Source organism: Streptococcus sp. 27098_8_74, from assembly GCF_041431705.1.
GTDB classification, from domain to species: Bacteria; Bacillota; Bacilli; order Lactobacillales; family Streptococcaceae; genus Streptococcus; species Streptococcus salivarius_E.
This window is the reverse complement of the sequence record NZ_JAPVYF010000012.1, coordinates 26,081-51,933: the sequence shown is the minus strand read 5'-3', so window position 1 is coordinate 51,933 and position 25,853 is coordinate 26,081. Positions and strand designations below refer to the sequence as shown.

The window sequence follows — 25,853 nt, the reverse complement described above, 5'->3', positions numbered from 1 at the left end:
TTACGAACCATTTTGTATAGTTTATAACTTGTTTATAAGTTATAAATATATTTTATAAAAATTATTTTGGATAGTCAACTAAAAACTTGATTTGTAAGTTTATAGGTGATAAAATAAGTTAAAAATAAAATTAGGAGTTTCCCATGACCTTTATTATTCAAAATTTTGGACCCAATTTGGCACGACTACGCATAGAAAAAGGAGTAAGTCAAACTCAACTTGCGGAAGATTTAGGAATCGGTAAACAGTCCATCTCTGATTATGAAAAACAAAAAAGCTATCCTACCTTTGCAAATTTGGATAAGATAGCAGAATATTTTAACGCAACTCCAACCCAACTATTTGGAACTAGTAAAGAGATTGAGTTAGAAAAGAGTGTTCTTGAATCGAATGAATACTCTGATAAAGTAAGTGAGATTTTAAAAGCTGTCAAATACATCGAGCATTTCCTACATACTAATGGACAACACTTAGAGGATTTACTTTACCTAACAAGAGGCAACCAACTATACACAGAAGATGGAGAAGAGTTGTATATTGATCCAACTTCTCAGAAAAGAACATTTCATACCCAATATGAACCTGGTTTTATTGTAGCAAGAGAAAAATCTCCACTAGAACTCTTGATTGAAAATAAGGAATTGTTTGATAAATAGAAAAAGCGAGGATAACCTCGCTTCAGATTGAAGTTAAAATCTTTAGAAGACACTTTTATAAGGACTTTGTCTTCAATCTGTGAAAAGGAGTGGAAACTCCTTTTCTTTTTGTAAGTCAGACTGAAACTTCCAAATTGTTTATTTATTTTATTGACATTTTCTATAAAAATAAGTATAATAGTTTAATTATCAGACTATACTATATAGGGGGTATTGAAATGAAATTTTCTAATCGTTTACTGCTATTCCTTGCAGGAGTTGTTTTTGTCCTTTTAGGACTTTTCCTATTTACAAACCCAGTAGCTAATCTTGTTGCTTACAGCTGGTGGATTTCATTTGGTTTACTGGTTTCTTCTATAGCAGCTATTTTAGGCTATTTCTCTGCACCAAAAGAGCTTCGCTCACCTGTTTATCTTTTCCAAGGGTTTGTTAGTCTTCTCTTAGCTCTTTACCTCGTTGCTTATGGCTTTGTGACCCTGCCGGTCGTCATTCCGACCATTGTAGGAATTTGGTTAATTGTAGAAGCCATTATTGCTTTCTTTAAAGGCAATCGTCTAGGATTGATTTTCCCTATTATTGGTAGCAATATCACGTGGGTAGCCTTGCTTGTATTTTTACTAGGTCTAGTGATTCTGTTCAATCCAGTGGCTACAGGTGTCTTTGTCGTTTATGTCATTGCCTTTTCATTTTTAGTTACTGGCTTCACCTACATTATTGAGGCCTTTCGTAAATAGTCTAGTTGCTATTTCTATCGCATTCAAAAAAGCTGGGAAATCATATTCTCAGCTTTTTTGTCTCTTTAATTATCACTTTTTCGCATTCCATTCTGCGTAGAATTGCTCCAAGTATTCTTCCAAAAAGTGATGGCATAGTGCTCTAGCATTCGATAAGTTGCAATAATAACCGGTCGAGAACGGGGCATCGACTCAATCATACCGAAAATAAAAGAGCGAATGTTATCTGCAAAAAGAAAGCTTAGATTCTTTGCGATTTCAACAAAAAAAGCACTGTTTGTACTGATCCCAAAAGTTAGATTTTTTCTGTCTAACTTTTGGGGTGCAGTACATTTTCAACTCTCTTATTTATTTTCTTATCTCACATAATTACTTCACATATCCAGGCTCATCAAATTCATTTTTTTCAATAACATATGCCACATTTGCATCCTTATTGATCAAAGAACATATATCTATTAAACTACAAAAGCTCTCTGACCGCAAAATTCCGTTAATTTACAACCTTATTCCTACTGTTTATTTTACTTTTCTGACAGATAAGATTATAATAAGGAGTATTTATTTTCGGAGGTTTTTATGTCATTTCTATCAAAAAATTGGGCAGGACTGTTAGTCTGTCTGATCATTTCTATCATCTCTTGGGTTTTAGGAGGCTTTCTGCCTGTTGTGGGAGCACCTGTTTTCGCCATTTTTATCGGAATGATTCTCTACCCCTTTCTCACTCCCTATAAACAACTGGATGCTGGTTTGACTTATAGCTCCAAAAAATTGCTTCAGTATGCTGTTATCTTACTTGGTTTTGGACTCAATATCTCTCAAGTTTTCGCAGTTGGAAAATCTTCTCTTCCCGTTATTCTTTCAACCATTTCTATCGCCTTGATTGTAGCTTATCTCTTCCAGAGATTTTTTGACTTAGATACAAAGCTAGCTACCTTGATTGGTGTTGGTTCCTCTATTTGTGGAGGTTCTGCTATTGCTGCTACAGCCCCTGTCATTCATGCTAAAGAAAAAGAGGTGGCTCAAGCCATCTCTGTCATCTTTTTCTTCAATGTCTTGGCAGCTCTTATCTTTCCAACTCTAGGTTCTTGGCTCCATCTCTCCAACGAAGGTTTTGCTCTCTTTGCGGGTACTGCGGTCAACGATACTTCCTCTGTAACAGCCACAGCTAGCGCCTGGGATAGTCTGTATCATACCAATACTCTAGAATCTGCAACCATTGTCAAACTGACTCGTACCTTAGCTATTATCCCTATTACTCTCTTCCTCTCCTATTGGCAAAGCCGTCAACAAGACAACAACCAAGGAGTAAAGCTTAAAAAAATCTTCCCCGTTTTCATTCTCTACTTCATCCTAGCTTCTCTGCTAACTACCGTCCTTACTTCTTTTGGTGTTAGCAATAGCTTCTTTTCACCTCTCAAACAGCTCTCCAAATTCCTCATCATCATGGCTATGAGTGCTATTGGTCTCAAAACTAACCTCGTTGCTATGATCAAATCCAGTGGAAAATCCATTCTTCTTGGAGCCCTTTGCTGGATCGCTATCATCCTGACTAGTCTTGGCATGCAATTACTCATCGGTATTTTCTAAGAAAAAGGGAGCCTAAAGGCTACCTCAGAACGTAGACAAACGTCATTTTTGGCGTTTGTCTTTTTGTATCTTCAAAGATATTTTGTCTTATCATCTACTATTCCATCCAAAAATCTGATTTAAAGCAAAATAAAAAGGGATATTCCCTATCCATTTCGATAATTTTTTCATTACCCATTCTTCATTATCAATCATCAAACACTCTGCCTGTGAGTTGGTACATGAGGTAAATGTGCTCCAAGGTTTTGACAATTCGCGTCACATGAAGTTATTTAAGCATCTCCTTTTCTCTCATTACCATTTTCTGTTATAATAAATTGTACTTCTAGAATAGAAAGGTCTTAAGATGGCAACTCTTATTAAGCATAAACGTGTAGAATTTTCAGAACTATTTTATGACCTAGTGTTTGTTTTTGCAATTTCAAAAGCAACTGCTTTAATTCACCCTATTCATAACGGTGTTTTGGCTTGGGACTCTTTACTTGATTTCTTCATCTCTGTCATGGTTATCATCAATTCCTGGATGATTCAAACCATTTATACCAATCGCTATGGAACAAACTCGTTATTTAACATGGTAATCATGTTTATCAACATGGGACTTATGCTCTTTATATCCAATATGATTGGATACAATTGGCAACAATGGTACTATCATACCTGTTGGGCTGTTGGCACATTAACCCTTACCTTATTTTTTCAATATTTGGTTCAGTTTTTTAGAGGATCAACCGATAGTGCTGATCGGGAAAGTATCAAAGGTTTTCTATGGTTGACAGGTCTACAAAGCTTAGGAGTCTATCTGGCAGCTCTTTTTCCTATTTACGTTGGAGTCTATATCTTTATTGCTAGTATTCTGCTAACATTTATTGTGCCAATTTTCTTGATTACTAAAGATGAGCATTTCCAAGTAAATCTTCCCCATTTAATCGAGCGCGTCTCCCTTCTTGTCATTATTACGTTTGGAGAGATGGTTATTGGGCTAGTTAACTTCTTTACAGTTGAGAATTTCTCGATATATTCGGTTCTTAATTTCGTTATCATGCTTTCTCTGTTCTTGTTTTATTTTGGTGAATTTGACCATGCTATTGACGAAGGATCCAATCAAAAGGGATTATTTATAATTTATAGTCACTATCCTATTTTCATTGGGCTTATGTTGATGACAGTTTCGATGGGTTTTCTTCTGAATCCTGAGGCTAATCTTCTCGTTGCAATCAGCTTCTTTTATATCGGAATTGGCCTCTTCCAAGCTGCTGTCCTAGCAAATGGGCCCTATAACAAAAACTATCTTCGCTATTCGAAAAGTTACTACTGTGCTCAAGCGACACTCTATCTGGCTGCCTTGATTCTCTCTTTGGTTTTCGCTTCGAATCCTACAATAGTGCTGAGTATTGCAACCATCTTCGCTCTAGCTATAGCCATTCATTTTATTTATTTTTATGTGACACAGAATAAAAAATATTCCAAATCTAACTGGGGGTTCTTTTAATGAGTTTATAACATAAAAAAGCTTTGGGAACCAAGGCTTTATATGATATCAATCACCGACCACGAAAATGTTTAGCTTACAGAACTGCTAGTGAAGCTCTAGAGGATGAGTTCGAGTAAATGTTGCACTTATTCTTGCAATTTATCATTTACTTGATGCACGAACTCGATATTTTTTTCGTTAATTTGTTTTTGCCCCACTTTTGCCCCATTTTTAAATCCTGACATTGAAAATACCTAAAAGTATTTCCCTAAAATCAGCTATATTTCAACATTTTTGTTTATTTTCAATATGAAAAGTTCTTACAAATTCATGTAGGGGGCATCTTAATATCGGGAAGAGACTTGCTTATAAGTCTCTTTTTATTTTTCTAAGAAAGAACTCACTTTAAACAGAACTTTACGTGCTTGTTTGTCTAAATGAGAGTTGTTCTCAATGATAATTTCTTCTAAATATATGCTTTGTGTTATGATAATAGTCAAGAAACAGAATTGAAAAAGGAGACATGAGTTGAAAATTGCAATCATTGGCTATAGTGGTTCTGGAAAGTCGACTTTGGCAAATTTTTTAGGTCAACACTACAATTGTGAGGTACTTCATTTAGATAAAATTCATTTCACATCAAATTGGCAAGAGCGAACAGTTGATGAAATGACTGGCGATATATCAACATTTATGCTACAAAGTGATTGGATTATTGAAGGGAATTACTCGGCCTGTCTTTATGAAGAACGTATGAGGGAAGCTGACTGTATTGTATATTTCAACTTTAACAGAGTTAATTGTCTCTATCGGGCGTTTAGGCGTTATTTAACATATAGGGGAAAGACACGTCCTAGCATGGCAGAAGGTTGTAATGAAAAATTTGATTTTGCATTTGTGAAATGGATTTTATTAGACGGACGTTCTAAAAAATATGTAGAGCGATATAATGCAGTTGTTAAAAATTATTCTGACAAGACAATTATTTTAAAGAATCAAAGGCAGTTAAATGATTATATGAAGCAGGTTAAATAGCTGATAGTTATACATAAGAAGCAAGGTTAAAAAGATATAGTAAATAACTAGTTGCAATCTTAGCTATAACTGTCAGAATATTTTGTAAGAAGCGCTTTCAACGTTGAACAAATAGACTTTTTTCTGCTATAATAAACTGTAACGCAAAACTTGTGGGTGAAATTCCCACCGTGAAGTTTTTCAAGAAAGGTGGGGACAGCCTCGTAAAGGTGGAGCTGTCCGTTATCAAAATAATATGACATCAGTAGTTGTTGTGGGTACCCAGTGGGGTGATGAAGGTAAAGGAAAAATTACAGATTTCCTAAGTCAAGATGCCGAAGTGATTGCACGTTATCAAGGTGGAGACAATGCAGGTCACACGATTGTTATCGATGGTAAGAAATTTAAATTGCACTTGATTCCATCAGGTATTTTCTTCCCAGAGAAAATCTCTGTTATCGGGAACGGTGTAGTGGTCAATCCTAAATCACTTGTCAAAGAGTTGGAATATCTTCATGCAGAAGGTGTGTCAACAGAGAGCCTTCGTATTTCTGACCGCGCACACGTTATTTTGCCGTACCATATTAAACTTGATCAACTGCAAGAAGCCGCCAAAGGTGACAATAAGATTGGTACAACTAACAAAGGTATTGGTCCTGCCTATATGGATAAGGCTGCGCGTGTAGGTATCCGTATTGCAGACCTTTTGGACAAAGAAATCTTTGCTGATCGTTTGAAAACGAACTTAGCTGAGAAAAACCGTCTTTTCAGTAAGATGTATGAAGCTGAAGAATTATCATTCGATGAGATTTTTGAAGAATACTACGCTTACGGACAACAAATTAAGCAATATGTCACAGATACATCCGTTATCTTGAATGACGCTCTTGATGCAGGTAAACGTGTCCTCTTTGAAGGAGCTCAAGGGGTTATGCTTGATATTGACCAAGGGACTTACCCATTTGTAACGTCATCAAACCCAGTTGCGGGTGGTGTTACAATCGGTTCTGGTGTTGGTCCATCTAAAATTAATAAGGTAGTTGGTGTATGTAAGGCCTATACGAGTCGTGTTGGTGATGGTCCTTTCCCAACTGAGTTATTTGATGAAGTGGGTGAACGCATCCGTGAAGTTGGTCATGAATATGGAACAACAACTGGACGTCCACGTCGTGTAGGATGGTTTGACTCAGTGGTGATGCGCCATAGTCGTCGTGTATCAGGTATCACAAACCTCAGCTTGAACTGTATCGATGTTCTCTCAGGTCTTGACACTGTAAAAATTTGTGTAGCTTATGACCTTGATGGTGAGCGTATTGATCACTACCCAGCTAGTCTTGAGCAACTGAAACGTTGTAAACCAATCTATGAAGAATTGCCAGGTTGGGAAGAAGACATCACAGGTTGCCGTAGTTTAGATGAGCTTCCTGAAAATGCTCGTAATTATGTTCGTCGTGTTGGTGAATTGGTAGGTGTACGTATCTCTACTTTCTCTGTAGGACCAGGACGTGAACAAACAAACATCCTTGAAAGTGTTTGGTCAAATATCTAAAGCCAACAAAAAGAGAATCTAGGAAACTAGGTTCTCTTTTCTCACGCCTTAAATATATAGATTAATAGGAATATTGCAACTGTTAAAAAAGGTTGCTAATTTTTCGATATGATTAGGAAAGAAACCTTTCTATTTGATTAGTTTTTCGGTATAATATGGATTGATTAAATGAAAATTAATGAGAACCTACTTTCATGATTTAAAAGTGTGTTCATAATTTTGACGAAGAAAATAAGTGAGCATATCTCTTAATAGTTTTGGGCAAGAGGTGAATAATGAATAAGATTGTATTTGTTTGTCTGGGGAATATTTGTCGTAGCCCAATGGCAGAATTTGTGATGAAAGAGCTGGACCAAGAAAAGTCTTTGCATATCGAAAGTCGCGCGACATCTTCATGGGAGCATGGAAATTCAGTTCATCAAGGAACCCAAAAGATTTTAAGGAAATATGCTATTTCTTTTGACTCTTCCAAGGGCTCACAACAGATTAGTCAGGCTGATTTTGAGTTCTTTGATCTAGTTGTGGGAATGGATGAGTCAAATGTTGAGGATCTTTTACAGATATCTGCAAGGCGTTATGACGATAAAATCAAGCTTTTCCGACCTGGTGGAGTGCCGGACCCATGGTATACAGGTGACTTTGAAGAAACATATAAATTGGTAACTGCAGGTTGTCGAGACTGGTTACAGTGGATTAAGGATAGACAATGAATTTTAAACAACTAAAGGATTTTGATTTTAAAAATATTGATATCGACCGAAATCAATTTGAGCGTATTACAGTAGGGGTTATTATTTTATGCGCCCTGTCCTTGTTTTTGGTGACTATAAAAACGCAACATTCTATCAAGATTGATGGGACTAAGATTGCCTATAAAGGTCAGATGCAGAACCATCGTTTGAATGGTCAAGGAACTTTGACCTATGATAATGGTGATACCTATACGGGAGAATTTAAGAATGGTTCCTTTAATGGTCAAGGAACCTTCAAATCTCATGAGGGTTGGATTTATCAAGGAGAGTTCAAGTCTGGTCAAGCCGATGGTCAAGGAAAATTGACTACTGAAAATAAGGTTACCTACAAAGGAAAATTTAAACAGGGGATTTTTAAAGGATGAGAATTAACTGGTTTTCTTATATTCGTGTGACAGGACTTCTTTTGGTCCTGATCTATCATTTCTTCCCAAGTATCCTTCCTGGGGGCTTCATCGGTGTTGATGTCTTCTTTACCTTCTCAGGGTATTTGATTACAGCGCTTTTGATTGATGAGGTATCTAGGACGCATCGCATTGATTACCTTGGTTTTATGCGACGACGCTTCTACCGGATAGTACCACCACTTGTGTTGATGGTTCTTATCTGCACCCCTTTGGCACTCTTGGTTCGAAATGATTTTATTGCAGGTATTGGACGTCAAATCACCTCTGTTATCGGTTTTGTAACTAACTATTATGAGATTTTGACCGGGGGAAATTATGAGAACCAGTTTAACCAGCATATTTACCTCCATACATGGAGTCTGGCTATTGAGGTTCACTATTATATTCTTTGGGGTGCCTTGCTTTGGTTCCTAGCTAAGCGTGTTAAACATCAAAATCAATTTAGAAGCCTAGTCTTTATGGTATCTCTTGCCTGCTTTATGGTGAGTTTTCTATCAATGTTTATTAGTGCTTTCTTTGTTGATAGTTTTTCTCGCTTATATTTCTCATCAATTACGCATGCCTATCCATTCTTCCTAGGTTCTCTCTTTGCGACACTTTCAGGTGTGTATGAAACGACCGCTAGGTTCAAGAAAAATATACGCCTTTGGACTCTGAAAAAGACAGTCCTTTATATGGTAGGAAGTTTTGCCTTGCTCGTATTGTTGGGCTTAGTTCTCCATTTTGAGGAACGCATTACCTATCTATTTGGTTTTGTTTTAGCTAGTTTGTTCACGGCTGTTATGATTTACTCTGCCCGTGTCCTCCATGAGAAATTGCCTGGAAAATCAGAGCCTGCTCTTATTAGTTATTTGGCAGAGATTAGCTATAGTGTCTATCTTTTTCACTGGCCGCTATATATTATCTTTAGTCAATTGACCAATAATATTATTGCAGTCATTCTGACAACGATTCTGTCAATTGTTTTCGCAACACTTTCCTACTATATAATAGAGCCATTTATTGCAGGAAGAAAGGCCAGTCTCTTTGGAATAGATTTAGACTTGACGCCGTACCGACATATTGTGCTTTATGTTTTTAGTGGTCTTACTTTAATTACAGTGCTTATTTCTCTCTTTGCGCCAGCTGTAGGGAACTTCGAGAAAGATTTAGAAGCTAATGGTTTGTCGCAAGCTCAGACTAAGATGAAATTAACGCGTACCAATGCGGAAAACAGTCAGGCTACTTCATTTGGTGTGAATAAGGGAGTGACAGTTTTAGGGGACTCCGTAGCTCTTAGATCAAAAGATCAGCTGGAATCAAGTATTGATAATGTCGCTATAGATGCAGTTGTCAGTCGTAACCTATCAACAATCAATGATTTGCTTAAAGATTACGCGGATAGTAATGCTCTTGCTAAGGATGTTGTCATTGCTGGTGGTGTTAATGAGATTGACGACTATAAAGGCGTTATTAATAAAATCATCAAGAATTTACCTAAGGGTCACCATATTATCTTTGTGACACCATATAATGGTAGTAAATCTGGTAATGAGGCCCAATCTTTGATTCAGTTACGTAAGTATGAGTTAGAGATGGCTAAGAAATACGACTTTGTGACGGTTGCTGACTGGTATCAAGTGGCTAAAGAAAATATTTCTATCTGGAATGGTACAGATGGGGTTCACTTTGGATCCGATAGCGACTCAATTAACCGTGGTGCTAAACTCTATACTAAGACAATTAAAGAAGCTATAGAGAAAGCTGATAAAGCACCAGTTAAGGGTGGTAAGAAATAATTAAAAGAGAAGGCAAGTCTTGTCTTCTTTTTTATGGACAAATTTTGACTGCATTTTTTGTTTTGTGCTAAAATAAGCCTATGGCAAGAATATTAGATAATGATTTACTAGGAGATGAAGAGTATGTTGAGCGTACCCTTCGTCCTCAGTACTTTAAGGAATATATTGGTCAAGATAAGGTTAAGGACCAATTAAAGATTTTTATAGAGGCAGCTAAACTTCGTGATGAAGCATTGGATCATACTCTTTTGTTTGGTCCTCCAGGTTTAGGGAAAACAACCATGGCTTTTGTGATAGCTAATGAGATGGGCGTCAATTTAAAGCAGACGTCTGGGCCAGCGATTGAGAAGGCTGGAGATTTGGTTGCCATACTAAATGACTTGGAGCCAGGTGATATCTTATTTATTGATGAGATTCATCGAATGCCTATGGCAGTGGAAGAAGTTCTTTATAGTGCTATGGAAGATTACTACATCGATATCATGATTGGTGCAGGTGAAACAAGTCGTAGTGTTCATCTAGAGTTACCACCGTTCACTTTAGTGGGTGCAACTACACGAGCAGGTATGTTGTCAAATCCATTGAGGGCTCGTTTTGGGATTAATGGTCATATGGAATATTATGAGTTACCAGATTTGAAGGAAATTATAGAACGCACTTCAGAAATCTTTGATATGACTATAACACCTGAGGCTGCCCTAGAGTTAGCACGTCGTAGTCGTGGAACGCCACGTATTGCTAACCGCCTACTTAAGCGTGTGAGAGACTATGCACAAATTATGGGTGATGGCATCATTGATGATAAGATTGCAGACAAGGCGTTGACTATGTTGGATGTGGACCATGAAGGACTAGATTATGTCGACCAAAAAATTCTCCGAACCATGATTGAGATGTATGGTGGTGGACCGGTTGGTCTAGGGACCTTGTCAGTTAATATTGCTGAAGAGCGAGAAACGGTAGAAGATATGTATGAACCCTATCTAATTCAAAAAGGATTTATTATGCGAACACGAACAGGACGTGTTGCAACGGTTAAAGCCTATGAACACATGGGGTACGACTACACTAAAGAAAGTTGATAAAAAATCCATCGAAGGTGGATTTTTTTGTTTAGTCAAAAAGAAAATAAAGAAAAAAGAAAAAAACTTAAAAAATCCCTTGCAATGAGTGGGTTCTTTTGTTATTATATTATGGTGCTGTAAATACAGCGCTTAGCTATGATACAAGAGGTTGCGACACGCCTGGTTGCACTGCCACGCAATCCGTGTTGGTTTTCTTGAGGAGCTAGCCTATTATCTTAAATAGACGAAAGAGGAGAAAAAATGGCAAACAAAAAAATTCGTATCCGTTTGAAAGCTTACGAACACCGTACGCTTGATACAGCGGCTGAAAAAATCGTAGAAACTGCAACTCGCACAGGTGCGACAGTTGCTGGACCAGTTCCACTTCCAACTGAACGTAGTCTCTACACAATTATTCGTGCGACTCACAAATATAAAGATTCTCGCGAACAATTTGAAATGCGTACACACAAACGTCTTATCGACATCATCAACCCAACTCAAAAAACAGTTGACGCTTTGATGAAACTTGATCTTCCAAGTGGTGTGAACGTAGAAATCAAACTTTAATTTACAGTTTGATTCAATGAGCATAAAAAACGCTCGTTAAAAACTTTTTTGAGCATAAAAAACGCTCATAAAAAACTTTTTGAAAAAACAATAAAGTAAAGGAAATATTTTCTCATGACAAAAGGAATCTTAGGGAAAAAAGTGGGAATGACTCAAATCTTCACTGAAGCAGGTGAATTTATCCCTGTTACTGTCATCGAAGCTACTCCAAACGTTGTGCTTCAAGTTAAAACTGTTGAAACAGACGGTTACGAAGCAGTTCAAGTGGGTTTTGACGACAAACGCGAAGTATTGAGCAACAAACCTGCCAAAGGCCACGTAGCGAAAGCTAACACAGCTCCTAAGCGCTTCATTCGTGAATTCAAAAACATTGAAGGCTTGGAAGTTGGATCAGAAATCACTGTTGACACATTCGAAGCTGGAGATGTTGTTGACGTAACTGGTACTTCAAAAGGTAAAGGTTTCCAAGGTGTTATCAAACGCCACGGTCAATCACGCGGACCTATGGCTCACGGTTCTCGTTACCACCGTCGTCCAGGTTCAATGGGACCTGTTGCGCCTAACCGTGTTTTCAAAAACAAACACTTGGCAGGACGTATGGGTGGCAACCGTGTGACAATTCAAAATCTTGAAGTTGTACAAGTTATCCCAGAGAAAAACGTTATCCTTATCAAAGGTAACGTACCAGGTGCTAAGAAATCTCTTATCACTATCAAATCAGCAGTTAAAGCTGCTAAATAATAAGAAAGGAGAAATCAGTTAAAAATGGCAAACGTAAAACTATTTGACCAAACTGGTAAAGAAGTTAGCACAGTTGAACTTAACGACGCTATCTTCGGTATCGAACCAAACGAATCAGTAGTATTTGATGTCGTAATCAGCCAACGTGCTAGCCTTCGCCAAGGTACTCACGCGGTTAAAAACCGTTCAGCAGTATCAGGTGGTGGACGTAAACCATGGCGTCAAAAAGGGACTGGACGTGCTCGTCAAGGTTCTATCCGCTCACCACAATGGCGTGGTGGTGGTGTTGTCTTCGGACCAACTCCACGTTCTTACGGATACAAACTTCCACAAAAAGTTCGTCGCCTTGCATTGAAATCTGTTTACTCAGCTAAAGTTGCAGAAGATAAATTTGTAGCAGTTGAAGCTCTTTCATTTGCAGCTCCAAAAACTGCTGAATTCGCAAACGTTCTTTCAGCTCTTAGCATCGATTCTAAAGTACTTGTTATCGTTGAAGAAGGAAACAAATTCGCTGAACTTTCAGCACGTAACCTTGCAAACGTAACTGTTGCAACTCCTGCAACTGCAAGCGTACTTGACATCGTAAACGCAGATAAACTTCTTGTTACTAAAGAAGCTATCTCATCAATCGAGGAGGTTCTTGCATAATGAATTTGTATGACGTAATCAAAAAACCTGTTATCACTGAGAAATCTATGATTGCTCTTGAAGCAGGAAAATACACTTTCGAAGTTGATACACGTGCACACAAACTCTTGATCAAACAAGCAGTTGAAGCTGCATTTGAAGGTGTTAAAGTTGCTAGCGTGAACACTGTAACTGTTAAACCAAAACAAAAACGTGTTGGACGTTACACTGGTTTCACTTCAAAAACTAAAAAAGCTATCATCACTCTTACAGCTGATTCTAAAGCAATCGAGTTGTTTGCAGCTGAAGCTGAATAATCAAAGGAGAAATTAACGTGGGTATTAAAGTTTATAAACCAACGACAAATGGCCGTCGTAACATGACTTCTTTGGATTTCGCAGAAATCACTACAAGCACTCCTGAAAAATCATTGCTTGTTTCTCTTAAGAACAAAGCTGGTCGTAACAACAACGGTCGTATCACTGTACGTCACCAAGGTGGCGGACACAAACGTCACTACCGTTTGATTGACTTCAAACGTAACAAAGATGGCGTTGAAGCAGTTGTTAAAACAATTGAGTATGATCCAAACCGTACTGCAAACATCGCTCTTGTACACTACACTGACGGGGTTAAAGCTTACATCATCGCACCTAAAGGTCTTGAAGTAGGTCAACGTATCGTTTCAGGTCCAGATGCGGATATCAAGATTGGTAACGCTCTTCCACTTGCAAACATCCCAGTTGGTACAGTTATCCACAACATCGAGCTTCAACCAGGTAAAGGTGCTGAACTTATCCGTGCCGCTGGTGCTTCTGCTCAAGTTTTGGGTCAAGAAGGTAAATACGTACTTGTTCGTCTTCAATCAGGTGAAGTTCGTATGGTTCTTGGTACATGTCGTGCAACTATCGGTACTGTAGGTAACGAACAACAATCACTTATCAACCTTGGTAAAGCCGGCCGTAATCGCTGGAAAGGTATTCGCCCAACAGTTCGTGGTTCTGTAATGAACCCTAACGATCACCCACATGGTGGTGGTGAAGGTAAAGCACCAGTTGGACGTAAAGCGCCATCTACTCCATGGGGTAAACCTGCGCTTGGTCTTAAAACTCGTAACAAGAAAGCTAAATCTGACAAACTTATCGTTCGTCGTCGTAACGAAAAATAATTTAGTCGCTTAGCACATAACATCCGCCAACTCGGTAGCATTTCTTAGTGCAAGCCGCTGTGGTACATTCAATTTAAAGGAGAAAACTACAAAATGGGACGTAGTCTTAAAAAAGGACCTTTCGTCGATGAGCATTTGATGAAAAAAGTTGAAGCTCAAGCAAATGACGAAAAGAAAAAAGTAATTAAAACTTGGTCACGTCGTTCAACGATTTTCCCAAGTTTCATCGGATACACTATCGCAGTTTATGATGGACGTAAACACGTTCCTGTTTACATCCAAGAAGACATGGTAGGTCACAAACTTGGTGAATTTGCACCAACTCGTACTTACAAAGGTCACGCAGCTGACGATAAGAAAACACGTCGTTAATAGGAGGAGGACACAATGGCAGAAATTACTTCAGCTAAAGCAATGGCTCGTACAGTGCGTGTTTCACCTCGTAAAACACGTCTTGTTCTTGATCTTATCCGTGGTAAGAACGTTGCTGATGCAATCGCAATCTTGAAATTCACTCCAAACAAAGCAGCTCGCATTGTTGAGAAAACTCTTAACTCTGCTATCGCTAACGCAGAAAACAACTTTGGTTTGGAAAAAGCTAACTTGGTAGTATCTGAAACATTCGCAAACGAAGGACCAACAATGAAACGTTTCCGTCCACGTGCGAAAGGTTCAGCTTCACCAATCAACAAACGCACAACTCACGTAACAGTAGTTGTGTCAGAAAAATAAGGAGGTAAACTCGTGGGTCAAAAAGTACATCCAATTGGTATGCGTGTCGGGATCATCCGTGACTGGGATGCGAAATGGTATGCTGAAAAAGAATACGCAGATTACCTTCACGAAGATTTGGCAATCCGCAAATTCATTCAAAAAGAACTTGCAGACGCTTCAGTTTCAACTATTGAAATCGAACGTGCTGTAAACAAAGTTATTGTTTCACTTCACACTGCAAAACCAGGTATGGTTATCGGTAAAGGTGGATCAAACGTTGACGCTCTTCGCGCTCAACTTAACAAATTGACTGGAAAACAAGTACACATCAACATCGTTGAAATCAAGAAACCTGATTTGGACGCTCACCTTGTTGGTGAAACAATTGCTCGCCAACTTGAGCAACGTGTTGCTTTCCGTCGTGCACAAAAACAAGCTATCCAACGTGCAATGCGTGCTGGAGCTAAAGGAATCAAAACTCAAGTATCAGGTCGTTTGAACGGTGCAGATATCGCCCGTGCAGAAGGATACTCTGAAGGTACAGTTCCACTTCACACACTTCGTGCTGATATCGATTACGCTTGGGAAGAAGCTGACACAACTTACGGTAAACTTGGTGTTAAAGTTTGGATCTACCGTGGAGAAGTTCTTCCAGCTCGTAAAAACACTAAAGGAGGCAAATAACAAATGTTAGTACCTAAACGTGTTAAACACCGTCGTGAATTCCGTGGAAAAATGCGCGGTGAGGCTAAAGGTGGTAAAGAAGTATCATTCGGTGAATACGGTCTTCAAGCTACAACTAGCCACTGGATTACAAACCGTCAAATCGAGGCTGCTCGTATTGCCATGACTCGTTACATGAAACGTGGTGGTAAGGTTTGGATTAAGATCTTCCCACACAAATCATACACTGCTAAAGCTATCGGTGTACGTATGGGTTCTGGTAAAGGGGCACCTGAAGGTTGGGTAGCACCAGTTAAACGTGGTAAAGTAATGTTCGAAATCGCAGGTGTTTCTGAAGAAGTTGCACGTGAAGCGCTTCGTCTTGCTAGCCACAAATTGCCAGTTAAATGTAAATTCGTGAAACGTGAAGCAGAATAAGGAGAAGACATGAAACTTGAAGAAATCAAAAAGTTTGTTGCTGAGCTTCGTGGCTTGTCTCAAGAAGAGCTTGCTAAAAAAGAAAACGAACTTAAGAAAGAACTTTTCGACCTTCGTTTCCAAGCTGCAGCAGGTCAACTTGATCAAACTGCCCGTTTGAACGAAGTGAAAAAACAAATTGCACGTGTTAAAACTGTGCAATCTGAAATCAAATAATAGATTGGGAAAGGAGCAATTCTAATAATGGAACGTAATCAACGTAAAACCCTTGTTGGACGCGTAGTATCTGACAAGATGGATAAAACAATCACAGTTGTAGTTGAAACTAAACGTAACCACCCAGTCTATGGTAAACGTATCAACTATTCTAAAAAATACAAAGCACATGATGAAAACAACGTTGCTAAAGAAGGCGATATCGTTCGTATCATGGAAACTCGCCCACTTTCAGCTACAAAACGCTTCCGTCTTGTAGAAGTTGTGGAAGAAGCTGTTATTATCTAATAAAACTAAAAGGAGACAATTGAAATGATTCAACAAGAAAGTCGCTTAAAAGTTGCTGATAATAGCGGTGCTCGTGAAATCTTGACTATCAAAGTTCTTGGTGGTTCAGGACGTAAATTCGCTAACATCGGCGACGTTATCGTTGCAACTGTTAAACAAGCTACACCAGGTGGAGCTGTTAAAAAAGGTGATGTTGTTAAAGCTGTTATCGTTCGTACAAAAACTGGTGCTCGCCGTCCAGACGGTTCATACATCAAGTTTGATGATAACGCTGCAGTAATCATCCGCGATGACAAAACTCCTCGTGGAACTCGTATCTTTGGCCCTGTTGCACGTGAATTGCGTGAAGGTGGATACATGCGTATCGTATCTTTGGCGCCAGAAGTACTTTAATCTGAATTAACACAAACTTAGTCCCCTGAAATGTTCAGGGTGCCCATTAGGGCGTAAGAAATAATAGGAGAAATACTCAAATGTTTGTAAAAAAAGGCGATAAAGTTCGCGTTATTGCTGGTAAAGACAAAGGAACTGAAGCAGTAGTTCTTAAAGCTCTTCCAAAAGTAAACAAAGTTGTTGTTGAAGGTGTTGCAATCATCAAAAAACACCAAAAACCATCAGCTGAAAACCCTCAAGGTGCTATCGTGGAAAAAGAAGCACCAATCCACGCTTCAAACGTTCAAGTTCTTGACAAGAACGGGGTAGCTGGACGTGTAGGTTACAAAGTTGTTGACGGCAAAAAAGTTCGTTACAACAAAAAATCAGGCGAAGTGCTTGACTAATCACGAAGGAAAGGAGAAAGTATTAAATGGCTAACCGTCTTAAAGAAAAATACACTAACGAAGTAATTCCAGCTTTGACTGAAAAATTCAATTATTCTTCAGTTATGGCTGTGCCAAAAGTTGATAAAATCGTTATCAACATGGGTGTTGGTGAAGCTGTAAACAACGCTAAAACTCTTGAAAAAGCTGCTGCTGAGTTGGCACTTATTTCAGGTCAAAAACCATTGATTACTAAAGCTAAGAAATCAATCGCTGGCTTCCGTCTTCGTGAAGGTGTAGCAATCGGTGCTAAAGTTACCCTTCGTGGTGAACGCATGTACGAATTCTTGGATAAATTGGTATCAGTATCACTTCCACGTGTTCGTGACTTCCATGGTGTTCCAACTAAATCATTTGATGGACGTGGTAACTACACACTTGGTGTTAAAGAACAACTTATCTTCCCAGAAATCAACTTCGACGATGTTGATAAAGTACGTGGTATGGATATCGTTATCGTAACTACTGCTAACACTGACGAAGAAGGTCGTGAATTGCTTAAAGGCCTTGGAATGCCTTTTGCAAAATAATCTAGGAGGTAAATAAATTGGCTAAAAAATCAATGATTGCTAAGAACAAACGCCCTGCGAAGTTCTCTACGCAAGCTTACACTCGTTGCGAACGTTGTGGACGTCCACACTCAGTTTATCGCAAATTTAAACTTTGCCGTGTTTGCTTCCGTGAATTGGCTTACAAAGGTCAAATTCCAGGTGTTACCAAAGCTTCTTGGTAAAAACATGGTACATTTAAGTTAGTTTCACCTAATTTGAATGTATTAAACACAATCTGAGCCTAGCTCAATCATTAACTAGCAAGTGAATTATTCAAACTACTAGTAAGAGGAGAAAATATAAAATGGTTATGACTGACCCAATTGCAGATTTCTTGACACGTATTCGTAACGCTAACCAAGCTAAACACGAAGTACTTGAAGTACCTGCATCAAACATTAAAAAAGGTATCGCTGAAATCCTTAAACGTGAAGGTTTCGTAAAAAATGTTGAAGTTATCGAAGATGACAAACAAGGTATCATCCGCGTATTCTTGAAATACGGACAAAACGGTGAACGTGTTATCACTAACTTGAAACGTATTTCTAAACCAGGTCTTCGTGTTTACTCTAAACGTGAAGATGTTCCTAAAGTTCTTAACGGACTTGGAATCGCGATCATCTCTACTTCAGAGGGTCTTTTGACTGATAAAGAAGCTCGTCAAAAGAACGTTGGTGGAGAAGTTATCGCTTACGTTTGGTAAGAAGTTGATACTAAGCACTTATCTCAAATGATTTGTGCGAGTTTCGTTGATTATATTCTATGAAACTCATCCCCGTGAAAACTAGTCACTTTGTGGCTTGATAATCTAACAGGAGAATTAAATACTATGTCACGTATTGGTAATAAAGTTATTACTTTGCCTGCTGGTGTTGAAGTAACAAACAACGATAACGTTGTTACTGTTAAAGGACCTAAAGGCGAACTCACTCGTGAGTTTAACAAAAACATTGAAATCAAAGTTGAAGGCAATGAAGTTACACTTCACCGTCCAAACGACTCAAAAGAAAACAAAACAATCCACGGTACTTCTCGTGCAAACTTGAACAACATGGTTGTTGGTGTTTCTGAAGGTTTCAAAAAAGAACTTGAAATGCGCGGTGTCGGATATCGTGCGCAACTCCAAGGAACAAAACTTGTTCTTTCAGTTGGTAAATCTCACCAAGACGAAGTTGAAGCTCCAGAAGGTATTACTTTTGAAGTACCATCTGCAACTTCAATCGTTGTAAGTGGTATTAACAAAGAAGTTGTTGGTCAAACAGCAGCTTACATCCGTAGCCTTCGTTCACCAGAACCTTACAAAGGTAAAGGTATCCGTTACGTTGGTGAATACGTACGTCGTAAAGAAGGTAAAACTGGTAAATAATAGGATTTTATCCTTATGGCAATTCTTTGTGGATTGTCTCTTTACCAAAAGCTCTCATGAGCTAGCATTATAATTAAGAGGTGAAAATTGTGATTTCGAAACCAGATAAAAACAAACTCCGCCAAAAACGCCACCGTCGCGTTCGCGGAAAACTCTCTGGAACTGCTGATCGCCCACGTTTGAACATTTTCCGTTCTAATACAGGCATCTACGCTCAAGTTATTGATGACGTAGCGGGTGTAACGCTCGCAAGTGCATCAACTCTTGATAAAGAAGTTTCTAAAGGAACTAAAACAGAACAAGCCGTTGTTGTCGGTAAACTTGTTGCTGAACGCGCAGTAGCTAAAGGTATTTCTGAAGTGGTGTTTGACCGCGGTGGATATCTCTATCACGGACGTGTTAAAGCTTTGGCTGACTCAGCTCGTGAAAACGGATTGAAATTCTAATAGGGAGGACACTTAATAATGGCATTTAAAGATAATGCAGTAGAACTTGAAGAACGCGTAGTTGCTATCAACCGTGTTACTAAAGTTGTAAAAGGTGGACGCAACATGCGTTTTGCTGCTCTTGTTGTTGTTGGTGACCGTAATGGTCGCGTAGGATTTGGTACTGGTAAATCTCAAGAGGTTCCAGAAGCTATCCGTAAAGCAGTTGAAGCAGCTAAGAAAAACCTTATCGAAGTTCCTATGGTTGGTACAACTATTCCTCACGAAGTTCGTTCAGAATTTGGTGGAGCGAAAGTATTGTTGAAACCAGCTGTTGAAGGGGCTGGGGTTGCCGCTGGTGGTGCAGTTCGTGCCGTCATCGAATTGGCTGGTGTTGCTGATGTAACATCTAAATCACTTGGTTCAAACACTCCAATCAACATCGTTCGTGCGACTGTTGAAGGATTGAAACAACTTAAACGTGCTGAAGAAGTTGCGGCTCTTCGTGGCATCTCAGTATCTGACTTGGCATAAGAAAGGAGATAACAATGGCTCAAATTAAAATTACTTTGACTAAGTCTCCAATCGGACGCAAACCAGAACAACGTAAAACAGTTGTTGCTCTTGGACTTGGTAAATTGAATAGCTCAGTTGTTAAAGAAGACAACGCTGCTATCCGTGGTATGGTCAACGCAGTATCTCACTTGGTAACTGTAGAAGACGTTAAATAAAAATTGATTTAAGTCGTGAGGGTTACCTCGCGACTTAAACTGAATTTCATGTATAGGCGAGTTTCTAATCAAGCTACCTTACTTGGTTAGAGGCGCTAGCATTTTACAAAAAGAGGAGAAAATAATAATGAAACTTCATGAATTGAAACCTGCTGAAGGTTCTCGTAAAGTCCGCAACCGTGTAGGTCGTGGTACTTCATCTGGTAACGGTAAAACTTCAGGTCGTGGTCAAAAAGGTCAAAAAGCTCGTAGCGGTGGTGGTGTACGTCCAGGATTTGAAGGTGGACAAACTCCATTGTTCCGTCGTCTTCCAAAACGCGGATTCACTAACATCAACGCTAAAGAATACGCACTTGTAAACCTTGATCAATTGAACGTCTTTGAAGATGGTACAGAAGTAACTCCAGTAGTTCTTAAAGAAGCTGGAATCGTTCGTGCTGAAAAATCAGGCGTTAAAGTTCTTGGTAACGGCGAATTGACTAAGAAATTGACTGTTAAAGCAGCTAAATTCTCAAAATCTGCTGAAGCAGCTATCACTGCTAAAGGTGGTTCAATCGAAGTCATCTAATGAGGGGTAACTCATTATGTTCTTTAAACTATTAAAAGACGCATTGAAAGTCAAAAACGTTCGTAATAAGATTTTATTTACAATCTTCATTATTTTCGTTTTTCGTGTAGGGACTCATGTAACAGTTCCTGGTATCAATGCGGAAAGTTTGAAACAATTAAGCGATTTACCTTTCTTGAACATGCTTAACTTGGTGTCTGGTAATGCCATGAATAACTTTTCAATCTTCTCGATGGGGGTTAGTCCTTACATTACAGCATCAATCATCGTCCAACTTTTGCAGATGGATATCTATCCGAAATTTGTGGAGTGGGGCAAACAAGGGGAAGTTGGTCGTCGTAAATTGAACCAAGCGACTCGCTATATTACTCTTGTTTTAGCCTTTGTTCAATCGATTGGTATTACAGCAAGTTTTAATACTCTCTCATCAATTTCATTGGTTAAAACACCAAATGTTTCAACCTACCTATTGATTGGGACAATTCTAACTGCTGGTAGTATAATTGTGACATGGCTTGGTGAACAAATCACAGATAAAGGTTTTGGTAATGGTGTGTCAATGATTATCTTTTCAGGGATCATCGCTTCTATTCCAAAAATGTTCTCAACGATTTACGAGGATTTCTTTGTCAATGTTCGTACAGGAGAATTGACTCGTTCATATATCATAGTTGCTTTGTTAATTGTGGTAGGTTTGGCGATTGTCTTCTTTACGACATTTGTTCAACAGGCAGAATATCAAATTCCAATTCAATATACTAAATTGGTTCAAGGGGCTCCAACGAGTTCTTACCTTCCATTGAAAGTAAATCCAGCTGGTGTTATTCCCGTTATCTTTGCTAGCTCGATTACAACAATTCCTAGTACTATTCTTCCATTCTTCTCGAAGGTTACATGGTTATCACACTTACAAGGACTACTCTCGTATAATACACCTAGTGGAATGATTACTTATGCGATATTGATTATCTTATTCTCATTCTTCTACACATTTGTCCAAGTAAATCCTGAAAAAACTGCTGAAAATCTTCAAAAGAATGGGTCTTACATTCCTAGTGTTCGTCCAGGTCGTGAGACTGAAAAGTACATGTCTTCATTGCTTAAGAGATTGGCAACAATCGGGGCTGTATTTCTCGCGTTTATTTCATTGGCTCCAATTGCGGCTCAACAGTTTATGCACCTTACAAGCTCAATCGCGCTTGGTGGTACATCTCTCTTGATCTTGATTTCAACTGGTATCGAAGGTATGAAACAACTCGAAGGTTACCTATTGAAACGTCAGTACGTTGGATTTATGAATCTTGAAGACTAAGTCTTCTCATGAACAATTGAGAGGGAAAGAAAGGTTACTTTCTGTCCCTTCTCTTTTGTTTTTTGATAACTCTACCAATGTGTTAAAACCTTGATAGAGTTATTTGAAAACAAAAATAAGGAGTTCGTAAGATGAATCTTTTAATTATGGGTCTACCAGGTGCTGGTAAAGGGACTCAAGCTGCAAAAATTGTTGAAGAATTTGGTGTAGCTCACATCTCAACTGGTGATATGTTCCGTGCTGCTATGGCTAACCAAACTGAAATGGGTGTTTTGGCCAAATCATTCATCGATAAAGGTGAATTGGTACCAGATGAAGTAACAAACGGAATCGTTAAAGAGCGTTTGGCTCAAGACGACATTAAGGAAAAAGGATTCCTTTTGGATGGTTTTCCTCGCACAATCGAACAAGCTCATGCCTTGGATCAAATCTTGGTTGATCTTGGTTTGGAGCTTGATGGAGTAATCAATATCGAAGTGGATCCATCTTGCCTTCTTGAACGCTTGAGTGGTCGTATTATTCACCGCGAAACAGGTGAAACTTACCATAAAGTATTCAACCCACCAGCTGACTACAAGGAAGAAGACTATTACCAACGTGAAGATGACAAACCAGAAACAGTGAAACGCCGCTTGGATGTGAATATTGCTCAAGGTGAGCCAATTATTGCACATTACCGTGAGCTTGGTCTTGTATCTGATATTCAAGGTAACCAAGATATCGACGATGTATTCGCTGATGTTAAAAAAGCGATTGCAGCAATTAAATAATTATATAATCTTACTTGCGTATCAGACTTAAGCATGTTATAATACTTTAGTCTGACTTATAATTGTTACCTCTGTGCTCAGAGGAAATCAAATCGAAATTTTAGGGGGTACTTTTGCGTGGCAAAAGAAGACGTGATTGAAATTGAAGGTAAAGTTGTAGAAACTATGCCTAATGCTATGTTTACTGTTGAATTGGAAAATGGACACCAAATTTTGGCGACAGTTTCTGGTAAAATCCGTAAAAACTACATTCGTATTTTGGTCGGTGACCGTGTGACTGTTGAAATGAGTCCTTATGATTTGACACGTGGACGCATCACATACCGCTTTAAATAATCGAAATAATTGGAGGGATTGAAACATGAAGGTAAGACCATCGGTTAAACCAATTTGCGAATACTGTAAAGTTATTCGTCGTAACGGTCGTGTTATGGTAATTTGTCCAACAAATCCAAAACACAAACAACGTCAAGGATAATATAGAAAGGAGAAATCATGGCTCGTATTGCTGGAGTTGACATTCCAAACGATAAACGTGTAGTAATTTCACTTACTTACGTATACGGTATCGGACTTGCAACATCTAAGAAAATCTTGGCTGCTGCAGGCGTTTCTGAAGACATCCGCGTTAAAGATTTGACAAATGATCAAGAAGACGCTATCCGTCGCGAAGTGGATGCAATCAAAGTTGAAGGTGACCTTCGTCGTGAAGTTAACCTTAACATCAAACGTTTGATGGAAATCGGTTCATACCGTGGTATCCGTCACCGTCGTGGACTTCCTGTCCGTGGACAAAACACTAAAAACAATGCCCGCACTCGTAAAGGTAAAGCTGTTGCGATTGCAGGTAAGAAAAAATAACTAAAATAAAATAGGAGGTAAAAACATTGGCTAAACCAACACGTAAACGTCGTGTGAAAAAGAATATCGAATCTGGTATTGCTCACATTCACGCTACTTTCAATAACACTATTGTTATGATTACAGATGTGCATGGTAACGCTGTAGCATGGTCATCAGCTGGTGCTCTTGGTTTCAAAGGTTCTCGTAAATCTACACCATTTGCTGCACAAATGGCTTCAGAAGCTGCTGCTAAATCTGCACAAGAACATGGTCTTAAAACAGTTGAAGTAACTGTTAAAGGTCCTGGTTCAGGTCGTGAGTCTGCTATCCGTGCTCTTGCTGCTGCAGGTCTTGAAGTAACAGCAATCCGTGATGTAACACCTGTACCACATAATGGTTGTCGTCCTCCAAAACGTCGTCGTGTGTAATCTTTAATAACAATAGTACACAAGGTTCGTTTCGAGGGAGTATAATAAATGATTGAGTTTGAAAAACCAATAATAACAAAAATTGATGAAAATAAAGATTACGGCAAATTTGTCATCGAACCACTAGAACGTGGTTATGGTACAACTTTGGGTAACTCTCTTCGTCGTGTACTTTTGTCATCACTTCCAGGTGCTGCCGTAACATCAATTAAGATTGATGGAGTACTCCACGAATTTGATACCGTACCAGGCGTCCGTGAAGACGTGATGCAAATCATCCTTAATATTAAAGGACTTGCTGTAAAATCTTACGTCGAAGACGAAAAGACAATTGAACTTGATGTCCAAGGTCCAGCTGAAGTTACTGCTGGAGACATCTTGACTGATAGCGACATTGAAATTGTTAACCCTGATCATTATCTTTTCACTATCGCTGACGGCGCTTCTTTGAAAGCGACTATGACAGTAGCTACAAACCGTGGTTATGTTCCAGCAGATGAAAACAAGAAAGATGATGCACCAGTGGGAACATTGGCTGTAGATTCAATCTACACACCAGTGAAAAAAGTCAATTATCAAGTTGAACCTGCCCGTGTAGGTAGCAATGATGGTTTTGATAAATTGACAATCGAAATCATGACAAACGGAACAATCATCCCTGAAGATGCCCTCGGTCTCTCGGCTCGCGTTTTGATTGAACACTTGAATTTGTTTACTGACCTTACTGATGTTGCTAAAGCTACTGATGTAATGAAAGAAACTGAAAAAGTGAACGATGAAAAGGTGCTTGACCGTACCATCGAAGAACTTGATTTGTCTGTACGCTCATATAACTGTTTGAAACGTGCCGGTATTAATACCGTTCATGATTTGACAGAAAAAACTGAGCCTGAAATGATGAAAGTCCGTAACCTAGGTCGTAAATCTCTTGAAGAAGTCAAAGTTAAGTTGGCTGATCTTGGACTTGGACTCAAAAACGATAAATAATAATATAGGAGGATAACATGGCTTACCGTAAACTTGGACGCACAAGCTCACAACGTAAAGCGGTTCTTCGTGATTTGACTACAGATCTTATCATTAACGAAGCAATCGTTACAACTGAAGCACGTGCTAAAGAAATCCGTAAAACAGTTGAAAAAATGATCACTCTTGGTAAACGTGGTGATTTGCACGCACGTCGTCAAGCAGCTGCATTTGTACGTAACGAAATTGCATCTGAAAGCTATGATGAAGCAACTGATAAATATACATCAACAACTGCTCTTCAAAAACTTTTCTCAGAAATCGCACCTCGTTATGCTGAACGTAACGGTGGATACACTCGTATCCTTAAAACAGAACCACGTCGTGGCGATGCTGCCCCAATGGCAATCATCGAACTTGTTTAATTTTTATCAATTTTGTTGAGTGTTATGATGATGGAATAGCTTAGCTTTTCTTAGTCTAGCTCTGGTCTACCGCTGGGCATACGCCTAGCGGGAACACTCATCATAAAAATGGGAATAAATAAGCATGTAACGCTTGTTTACGAAAGGTAATACGGTTATTTTTCGTAAGCAGGCGTTTTTTTGTCTATAAATCGTCTGAATATTTTG

Annotated in this window: 39 protein-coding genes; all 39 read left to right on the top strand. The window is 38.8% G+C overall.

The window, feature by feature from the left end:
• Positions 1–143: 143 nt before the first annotated feature.
• The 39 genes from O3670_RS06230 (at position 144) to rplQ (ending at position 25,646) form a co-directional block, all read left to right on the top strand.
• Positions 144–656, top strand: coding sequence for a helix-turn-helix domain-containing protein (locus O3670_RS06230; RefSeq protein WP_037601283.1), 513 nt, complete (start codon positions 144–146; stop codon positions 654–656).
• A 218-nt stretch (positions 657–874) separates the two neighbouring features.
• Positions 875–1,390 (top strand): DUF308 domain-containing protein, encoded by a 516-nt coding sequence (locus O3670_RS06225; RefSeq protein ID WP_037601286.1) that lies wholly within the window; start codon positions 875–877, stop codon positions 1,388–1,390.
• Positions 1,391–1,969: 579 nt separating this feature from the next.
• Complete coding sequence (locus O3670_RS06220) at positions 1,970–2,980, top strand: YeiH family protein (protein WP_037601289.1); 1,011 nt, start codon at positions 1,970–1,972, stop codon at positions 2,978–2,980.
• Positions 2,981–3,326: 346 nt separating this feature from the next.
• Positions 3,327–4,472, top strand: coding sequence for a low temperature requirement protein A (locus O3670_RS06215; protein WP_014635148.1), 1,146 nt, complete (start codon positions 3,327–3,329; stop codon positions 4,470–4,472).
• A gap of 510 nt (positions 4,473–4,982) precedes the next feature.
• Complete coding sequence (locus tag O3670_RS06210; protein ID WP_037620457.1) at positions 4,983–5,489, top strand: DNA topology modulation protein; 507 nt, start codon at positions 4,983–4,985, stop codon at positions 5,487–5,489.
• A gap of 235 nt (positions 5,490–5,724) precedes the next feature.
• On the top strand, positions 5,725–7,017 hold the full coding sequence (locus O3670_RS06205) for an adenylosuccinate synthase (protein ID WP_014632520.1): 1,293 nt from the start codon (positions 5,725–5,727) through the stop codon (positions 7,015–7,017).
• A 275-nt stretch (positions 7,018–7,292) separates the two neighbouring features.
• Positions 7,293–7,727 (top strand): low molecular weight protein-tyrosine-phosphatase, encoded by a 435-nt coding sequence (locus tag O3670_RS06200; protein ID WP_021144715.1) that lies wholly within the window; start codon positions 7,293–7,295, stop codon positions 7,725–7,727.
• Positions 7,724–8,134, top strand: a complete 411-nt coding sequence (locus tag O3670_RS06195; protein ID WP_014635145.1) for an MORN repeat-containing protein — start codon at positions 7,724–7,726, stop codon at positions 8,132–8,134. The genes O3670_RS06200 and O3670_RS06195 overlap by 4 nt, the downstream gene beginning before the upstream one ends.
• On the top strand, positions 8,131–9,954 hold the full coding sequence (locus tag O3670_RS06190; RefSeq protein ID WP_014635144.1) for an acyltransferase family protein: 1,824 nt from the start codon (positions 8,131–8,133) through the stop codon (positions 9,952–9,954). The genes O3670_RS06195 and O3670_RS06190 overlap by 4 nt, the downstream gene beginning before the upstream one ends.
• 80 nt (positions 9,955–10,034) lie before the next feature.
• Positions 10,035–11,036, top strand: coding sequence for a Holliday junction branch migration DNA helicase RuvB (gene ruvB / locus O3670_RS06185; protein ID WP_002892095.1), 1,002 nt, complete (start codon positions 10,035–10,037; stop codon positions 11,034–11,036).
• A 243-nt stretch (positions 11,037–11,279) separates the two neighbouring features.
• Positions 11,280–11,588 (top strand): 30S ribosomal protein S10, encoded by a 309-nt coding sequence (rpsJ, locus tag O3670_RS06180; protein ID WP_002885653.1) that lies wholly within the window; start codon positions 11,280–11,282, stop codon positions 11,586–11,588.
• Between the two features lie 114 nt (positions 11,589–11,702).
• Positions 11,703–12,329, top strand: coding sequence for a 50S ribosomal protein L3 (rplC, locus tag O3670_RS06175; RefSeq protein ID WP_002885755.1), 627 nt, complete (start codon positions 11,703–11,705; stop codon positions 12,327–12,329).
• 24 nt (positions 12,330–12,353) lie between these two features.
• Positions 12,354–12,977 carry a 50S ribosomal protein L4 gene (gene rplD / locus O3670_RS06170; RefSeq protein WP_002885795.1) on the top strand — a complete coding sequence of 208 codons (624 nt, stop codon included), beginning with the start codon at positions 12,354–12,356 and terminating at the stop codon, positions 12,975–12,977.
• Positions 12,977–13,273: a 50S ribosomal protein L23 gene (locus O3670_RS06165; protein WP_002887066.1), complete on the top strand. Its 297-nt coding sequence runs from the start codon at positions 12,977–12,979 to the stop codon at positions 13,271–13,273. Before rplD ends, O3670_RS06165 begins: the two co-directional genes overlap by 1 nt.
• A gap of 17 nt (positions 13,274–13,290) precedes the next feature.
• Positions 13,291–14,124 carry a 50S ribosomal protein L2 gene (rplB, locus tag O3670_RS06160; RefSeq protein ID WP_002887065.1) on the top strand — a complete coding sequence of 278 codons (834 nt, stop codon included), beginning with the start codon at positions 13,291–13,293 and terminating at the stop codon, positions 14,122–14,124.
• A gap of 93 nt (positions 14,125–14,217) precedes the next feature.
• Entirely contained in the window at positions 14,218–14,496 is a 279-nt protein-coding gene (gene rpsS / locus O3670_RS06155; protein WP_000533765.1) for a 30S ribosomal protein S19, read from the top strand.
• A gap of 15 nt (positions 14,497–14,511) precedes the next feature.
• Complete coding sequence (gene rplV / locus O3670_RS06150) at positions 14,512–14,856, top strand: 50S ribosomal protein L22 (RefSeq protein ID WP_002887063.1); 345 nt, start codon at positions 14,512–14,514, stop codon at positions 14,854–14,856.
• Positions 14,857–14,868: 12 nt separating this feature from the next.
• Complete coding sequence (gene rpsC / locus O3670_RS06145) at positions 14,869–15,522, top strand: 30S ribosomal protein S3 (protein WP_002885727.1); 654 nt, start codon at positions 14,869–14,871, stop codon at positions 15,520–15,522.
• Positions 15,523–15,525: 3 nt separating this feature from the next.
• Positions 15,526–15,939, top strand: coding sequence for a 50S ribosomal protein L16 (gene rplP, locus O3670_RS06140; protein ID WP_000960950.1), 414 nt, complete (start codon positions 15,526–15,528; stop codon positions 15,937–15,939).
• Between the two features lie 9 nt (positions 15,940–15,948).
• Positions 15,949–16,155 (top strand): 50S ribosomal protein L29, encoded by a 207-nt coding sequence (gene rpmC, locus O3670_RS06135; RefSeq protein WP_002885754.1) that lies wholly within the window; start codon positions 15,949–15,951, stop codon positions 16,153–16,155.
• Positions 16,156–16,182: 27 nt separating this feature from the next.
• The gene (rpsQ, locus tag O3670_RS06130) at positions 16,183–16,443 is read left to right on the top strand and encodes a 30S ribosomal protein S17 (protein WP_002885836.1); all 261 of its coding nucleotides are present in this window, start codon (positions 16,183–16,185) and stop codon (positions 16,441–16,443) included.
• Between the two features lie 24 nt (positions 16,444–16,467).
• The gene (gene rplN / locus O3670_RS06125; protein ID WP_002885711.1) at positions 16,468–16,836 is read left to right on the top strand and encodes a 50S ribosomal protein L14; all 369 of its coding nucleotides are present in this window, start codon (positions 16,468–16,470) and stop codon (positions 16,834–16,836) included.
• A gap of 80 nt (positions 16,837–16,916) precedes the next feature.
• Positions 16,917–17,222 (top strand): 50S ribosomal protein L24, encoded by a 306-nt coding sequence (rplX, locus tag O3670_RS06120; RefSeq protein ID WP_002885874.1) that lies wholly within the window; start codon positions 16,917–16,919, stop codon positions 17,220–17,222.
• 26 nt (positions 17,223–17,248) lie between these two features.
• Positions 17,249–17,791 carry a 50S ribosomal protein L5 gene (rplE, locus tag O3670_RS06115; protein ID WP_002887058.1) on the top strand — a complete coding sequence of 181 codons (543 nt, stop codon included), beginning with the start codon at positions 17,249–17,251 and terminating at the stop codon, positions 17,789–17,791.
• 17 nt (positions 17,792–17,808) lie between these two features.
• Positions 17,809–17,994: a type Z 30S ribosomal protein S14 gene (locus O3670_RS06110; protein WP_001085699.1), complete on the top strand. Its 186-nt coding sequence runs from the start codon at positions 17,809–17,811 to the stop codon at positions 17,992–17,994.
• A 122-nt stretch (positions 17,995–18,116) separates the two neighbouring features.
• Entirely contained in the window at positions 18,117–18,515 is a 399-nt protein-coding gene (gene rpsH / locus O3670_RS06105; protein WP_002885642.1) for a 30S ribosomal protein S8, read from the top strand.
• Between the two features lie 126 nt (positions 18,516–18,641).
• Positions 18,642–19,178, top strand: a complete 537-nt coding sequence (gene rplF / locus O3670_RS06100; RefSeq protein ID WP_002887056.1) for a 50S ribosomal protein L6 — start codon at positions 18,642–18,644, stop codon at positions 19,176–19,178.
• Positions 19,179–19,267: 89 nt separating this feature from the next.
• The gene (gene rplR, locus O3670_RS06095) at positions 19,268–19,624 is read left to right on the top strand and encodes a 50S ribosomal protein L18 (RefSeq protein WP_002885810.1); all 357 of its coding nucleotides are present in this window, start codon (positions 19,268–19,270) and stop codon (positions 19,622–19,624) included.
• Between the two features lie 18 nt (positions 19,625–19,642).
• Positions 19,643–20,137, top strand: coding sequence for a 30S ribosomal protein S5 (gene rpsE, locus O3670_RS06090; protein WP_002885626.1), 495 nt, complete (start codon positions 19,643–19,645; stop codon positions 20,135–20,137).
• Positions 20,138–20,151: 14 nt separating this feature from the next.
• Positions 20,152–20,334 (top strand): 50S ribosomal protein L30, encoded by a 183-nt coding sequence (gene rpmD, locus O3670_RS06085; protein WP_002885773.1) that lies wholly within the window; start codon positions 20,152–20,154, stop codon positions 20,332–20,334.
• Between the two features lie 127 nt (positions 20,335–20,461).
• Positions 20,462–20,902: a 50S ribosomal protein L15 gene (gene rplO, locus O3670_RS06080; RefSeq protein WP_021144711.1), complete on the top strand. Its 441-nt coding sequence runs from the start codon at positions 20,462–20,464 to the stop codon at positions 20,900–20,902.
• A gap of 16 nt (positions 20,903–20,918) precedes the next feature.
• On the top strand, positions 20,919–22,214 hold the full coding sequence (gene secY, locus O3670_RS06075) for a preprotein translocase subunit SecY (RefSeq protein WP_021144710.1): 1,296 nt from the start codon (positions 20,919–20,921) through the stop codon (positions 22,212–22,214).
• Positions 22,215–22,345: 131 nt separating this feature from the next.
• On the top strand, positions 22,346–22,984 hold the full coding sequence (locus tag O3670_RS06070) for an adenylate kinase (protein ID WP_021144709.1): 639 nt from the start codon (positions 22,346–22,348) through the stop codon (positions 22,982–22,984).
• A gap of 117 nt (positions 22,985–23,101) precedes the next feature.
• The gene (gene infA / locus O3670_RS06065; protein WP_001040189.1) at positions 23,102–23,320 is read left to right on the top strand and encodes a translation initiation factor IF-1; all 219 of its coding nucleotides are present in this window, start codon (positions 23,102–23,104) and stop codon (positions 23,318–23,320) included.
• A gap of 25 nt (positions 23,321–23,345) precedes the next feature.
• On the top strand, positions 23,346–23,462 hold the full coding sequence (gene rpmJ / locus O3670_RS06060; protein ID WP_000868345.1) for a 50S ribosomal protein L36: 117 nt from the start codon (positions 23,346–23,348) through the stop codon (positions 23,460–23,462).
• Positions 23,463–23,479: 17 nt separating this feature from the next.
• Positions 23,480–23,845 (top strand): 30S ribosomal protein S13, encoded by a 366-nt coding sequence (gene rpsM, locus O3670_RS06055; RefSeq protein ID WP_002885820.1) that lies wholly within the window; start codon positions 23,480–23,482, stop codon positions 23,843–23,845.
• Between the two features lie 26 nt (positions 23,846–23,871).
• Complete coding sequence (gene rpsK / locus O3670_RS06050) at positions 23,872–24,255, top strand: 30S ribosomal protein S11 (protein ID WP_002885718.1); 384 nt, start codon at positions 23,872–23,874, stop codon at positions 24,253–24,255.
• Positions 24,256–24,303: 48 nt separating this feature from the next.
• A complete protein-coding gene (locus O3670_RS06045) occupies positions 24,304–25,242 on the top strand; it encodes a DNA-directed RNA polymerase subunit alpha (RefSeq protein ID WP_002885793.1) in 939 nt (312 codons plus the stop codon).
• Positions 25,243–25,259: 17 nt separating this feature from the next.
• Positions 25,260–25,646, top strand: coding sequence for a 50S ribosomal protein L17 (rplQ, locus tag O3670_RS06040; RefSeq protein ID WP_002885709.1), 387 nt, complete (start codon positions 25,260–25,262; stop codon positions 25,644–25,646).
• Positions 25,647–25,853 lie beyond the last annotated feature (207 nt).

Excerpts from the sequence above, each read along its gene's own strand:
- O3670_RS06190 (WP_014635144.1), top strand. The coding sequence starts at position 8,131 with ATGAGAATTAACTGGTTTTCTTATATTCGTGTGACAGGACTTCTTTTG.
- rplO (WP_021144711.1), top strand. The coding sequence starts at position 20,462 with ATGAAACTTCATGAATTGAAACCTGCTGAAGGTTCTCGTAAAGTCCGC.
- rplF (WP_002887056.1), top strand. The coding sequence starts at position 18,642 with ATGTCACGTATTGGTAATAAAGTTATTACTTTGCCTGCTGGTGTTGAA.
- O3670_RS06070 (WP_021144709.1), top strand. The coding sequence starts at position 22,346 with ATGAATCTTTTAATTATGGGTCTACCAGGTGCTGGTAAAGGGACTCAA.
- rplX (WP_002885874.1), top strand. The coding sequence starts at position 16,917 with ATGTTTGTAAAAAAAGGCGATAAAGTTCGCGTTATTGCTGGTAAAGAC.
- ruvB (WP_002892095.1), top strand. The coding sequence starts at position 10,035 with ATGGCAAGAATATTAGATAATGATTTACTAGGAGATGAAGAGTATGTT.
- O3670_RS06195 (WP_014635145.1), top strand. The coding sequence starts at position 7,724 with ATGAATTTTAAACAACTAAAGGATTTTGATTTTAAAAATATTGATATC.
- O3670_RS06225 (WP_037601286.1), top strand. The coding sequence starts at position 875 with ATGAAATTTTCTAATCGTTTACTGCTATTCCTTGCAGGAGTTGTTTTT.
- rpsM (WP_002885820.1), top strand. The coding sequence starts at position 23,480 with ATGGCTCGTATTGCTGGAGTTGACATTCCAAACGATAAACGTGTAGTA.
- rpmJ (WP_000868345.1), top strand. The coding sequence starts at position 23,346 with ATGAAGGTAAGACCATCGGTTAAACCAATTTGCGAATACTGTAAAGTT.
- rpsQ (WP_002885836.1), top strand. The coding sequence starts at position 16,183 with ATGGAACGTAATCAACGTAAAACCCTTGTTGGACGCGTAGTATCTGAC.
- rpmD (WP_002885773.1), top strand. The coding sequence starts at position 20,152 with ATGGCTCAAATTAAAATTACTTTGACTAAGTCTCCAATCGGACGCAAA.
- O3670_RS06220 (WP_037601289.1), top strand. The coding sequence starts at position 1,970 with ATGTCATTTCTATCAAAAAATTGGGCAGGACTGTTAGTCTGTCTGATC.
- rpsE (WP_002885626.1), top strand. The coding sequence starts at position 19,643 with ATGGCATTTAAAGATAATGCAGTAGAACTTGAAGAACGCGTAGTTGCT.
- rplN (WP_002885711.1), top strand. The coding sequence starts at position 16,468 with ATGATTCAACAAGAAAGTCGCTTAAAAGTTGCTGATAATAGCGGTGCT.
- rplD (WP_002885795.1), top strand. The coding sequence starts at position 12,354 with ATGGCAAACGTAAAACTATTTGACCAAACTGGTAAAGAAGTTAGCACA.
- O3670_RS06045 (WP_002885793.1), top strand. The coding sequence starts at position 24,304 with ATGATTGAGTTTGAAAAACCAATAATAACAAAAATTGATGAAAATAAA.
- O3670_RS06200 (WP_021144715.1), top strand. The coding sequence starts at position 7,293 with ATGAATAAGATTGTATTTGTTTGTCTGGGGAATATTTGTCGTAGCCCA.
- rplE (WP_002887058.1), top strand. The coding sequence starts at position 17,249 with ATGGCTAACCGTCTTAAAGAAAAATACACTAACGAAGTAATTCCAGCT.
- O3670_RS06205 (WP_014632520.1), top strand. The coding sequence starts at position 5,725 with ATGACATCAGTAGTTGTTGTGGGTACCCAGTGGGGTGATGAAGGTAAA.
- secY (WP_021144710.1), top strand. The coding sequence starts at position 20,919 with ATGTTCTTTAAACTATTAAAAGACGCATTGAAAGTCAAAAACGTTCGT.
- rplP (WP_000960950.1), top strand. The coding sequence starts at position 15,526 with ATGTTAGTACCTAAACGTGTTAAACACCGTCGTGAATTCCGTGGAAAA.
- rpsJ (WP_002885653.1), top strand. The coding sequence starts at position 11,280 with ATGGCAAACAAAAAAATTCGTATCCGTTTGAAAGCTTACGAACACCGT.
- O3670_RS06165 (WP_002887066.1), top strand. The coding sequence starts at position 12,977 with ATGAATTTGTATGACGTAATCAAAAAACCTGTTATCACTGAGAAATCT.
- rplQ (WP_002885709.1), top strand. The coding sequence starts at position 25,260 with ATGGCTTACCGTAAACTTGGACGCACAAGCTCACAACGTAAAGCGGTT.
- O3670_RS06215 (WP_014635148.1), top strand. The coding sequence starts at position 3,327 with ATGGCAACTCTTATTAAGCATAAACGTGTAGAATTTTCAGAACTATTT.
- rpmC (WP_002885754.1), top strand. The coding sequence starts at position 15,949 with ATGAAACTTGAAGAAATCAAAAAGTTTGTTGCTGAGCTTCGTGGCTTG.
- O3670_RS06230 (WP_037601283.1), top strand. The coding sequence starts at position 144 with ATGACCTTTATTATTCAAAATTTTGGACCCAATTTGGCACGACTACGC.
- rpsS (WP_000533765.1), top strand. The coding sequence starts at position 14,218 with ATGGGACGTAGTCTTAAAAAAGGACCTTTCGTCGATGAGCATTTGATG.
- rplV (WP_002887063.1), top strand. The coding sequence starts at position 14,512 with ATGGCAGAAATTACTTCAGCTAAAGCAATGGCTCGTACAGTGCGTGTT.
- rpsH (WP_002885642.1), top strand. The coding sequence starts at position 18,117 with ATGGTTATGACTGACCCAATTGCAGATTTCTTGACACGTATTCGTAAC.
- rplC (WP_002885755.1), top strand. The coding sequence starts at position 11,703 with ATGACAAAAGGAATCTTAGGGAAAAAAGTGGGAATGACTCAAATCTTC.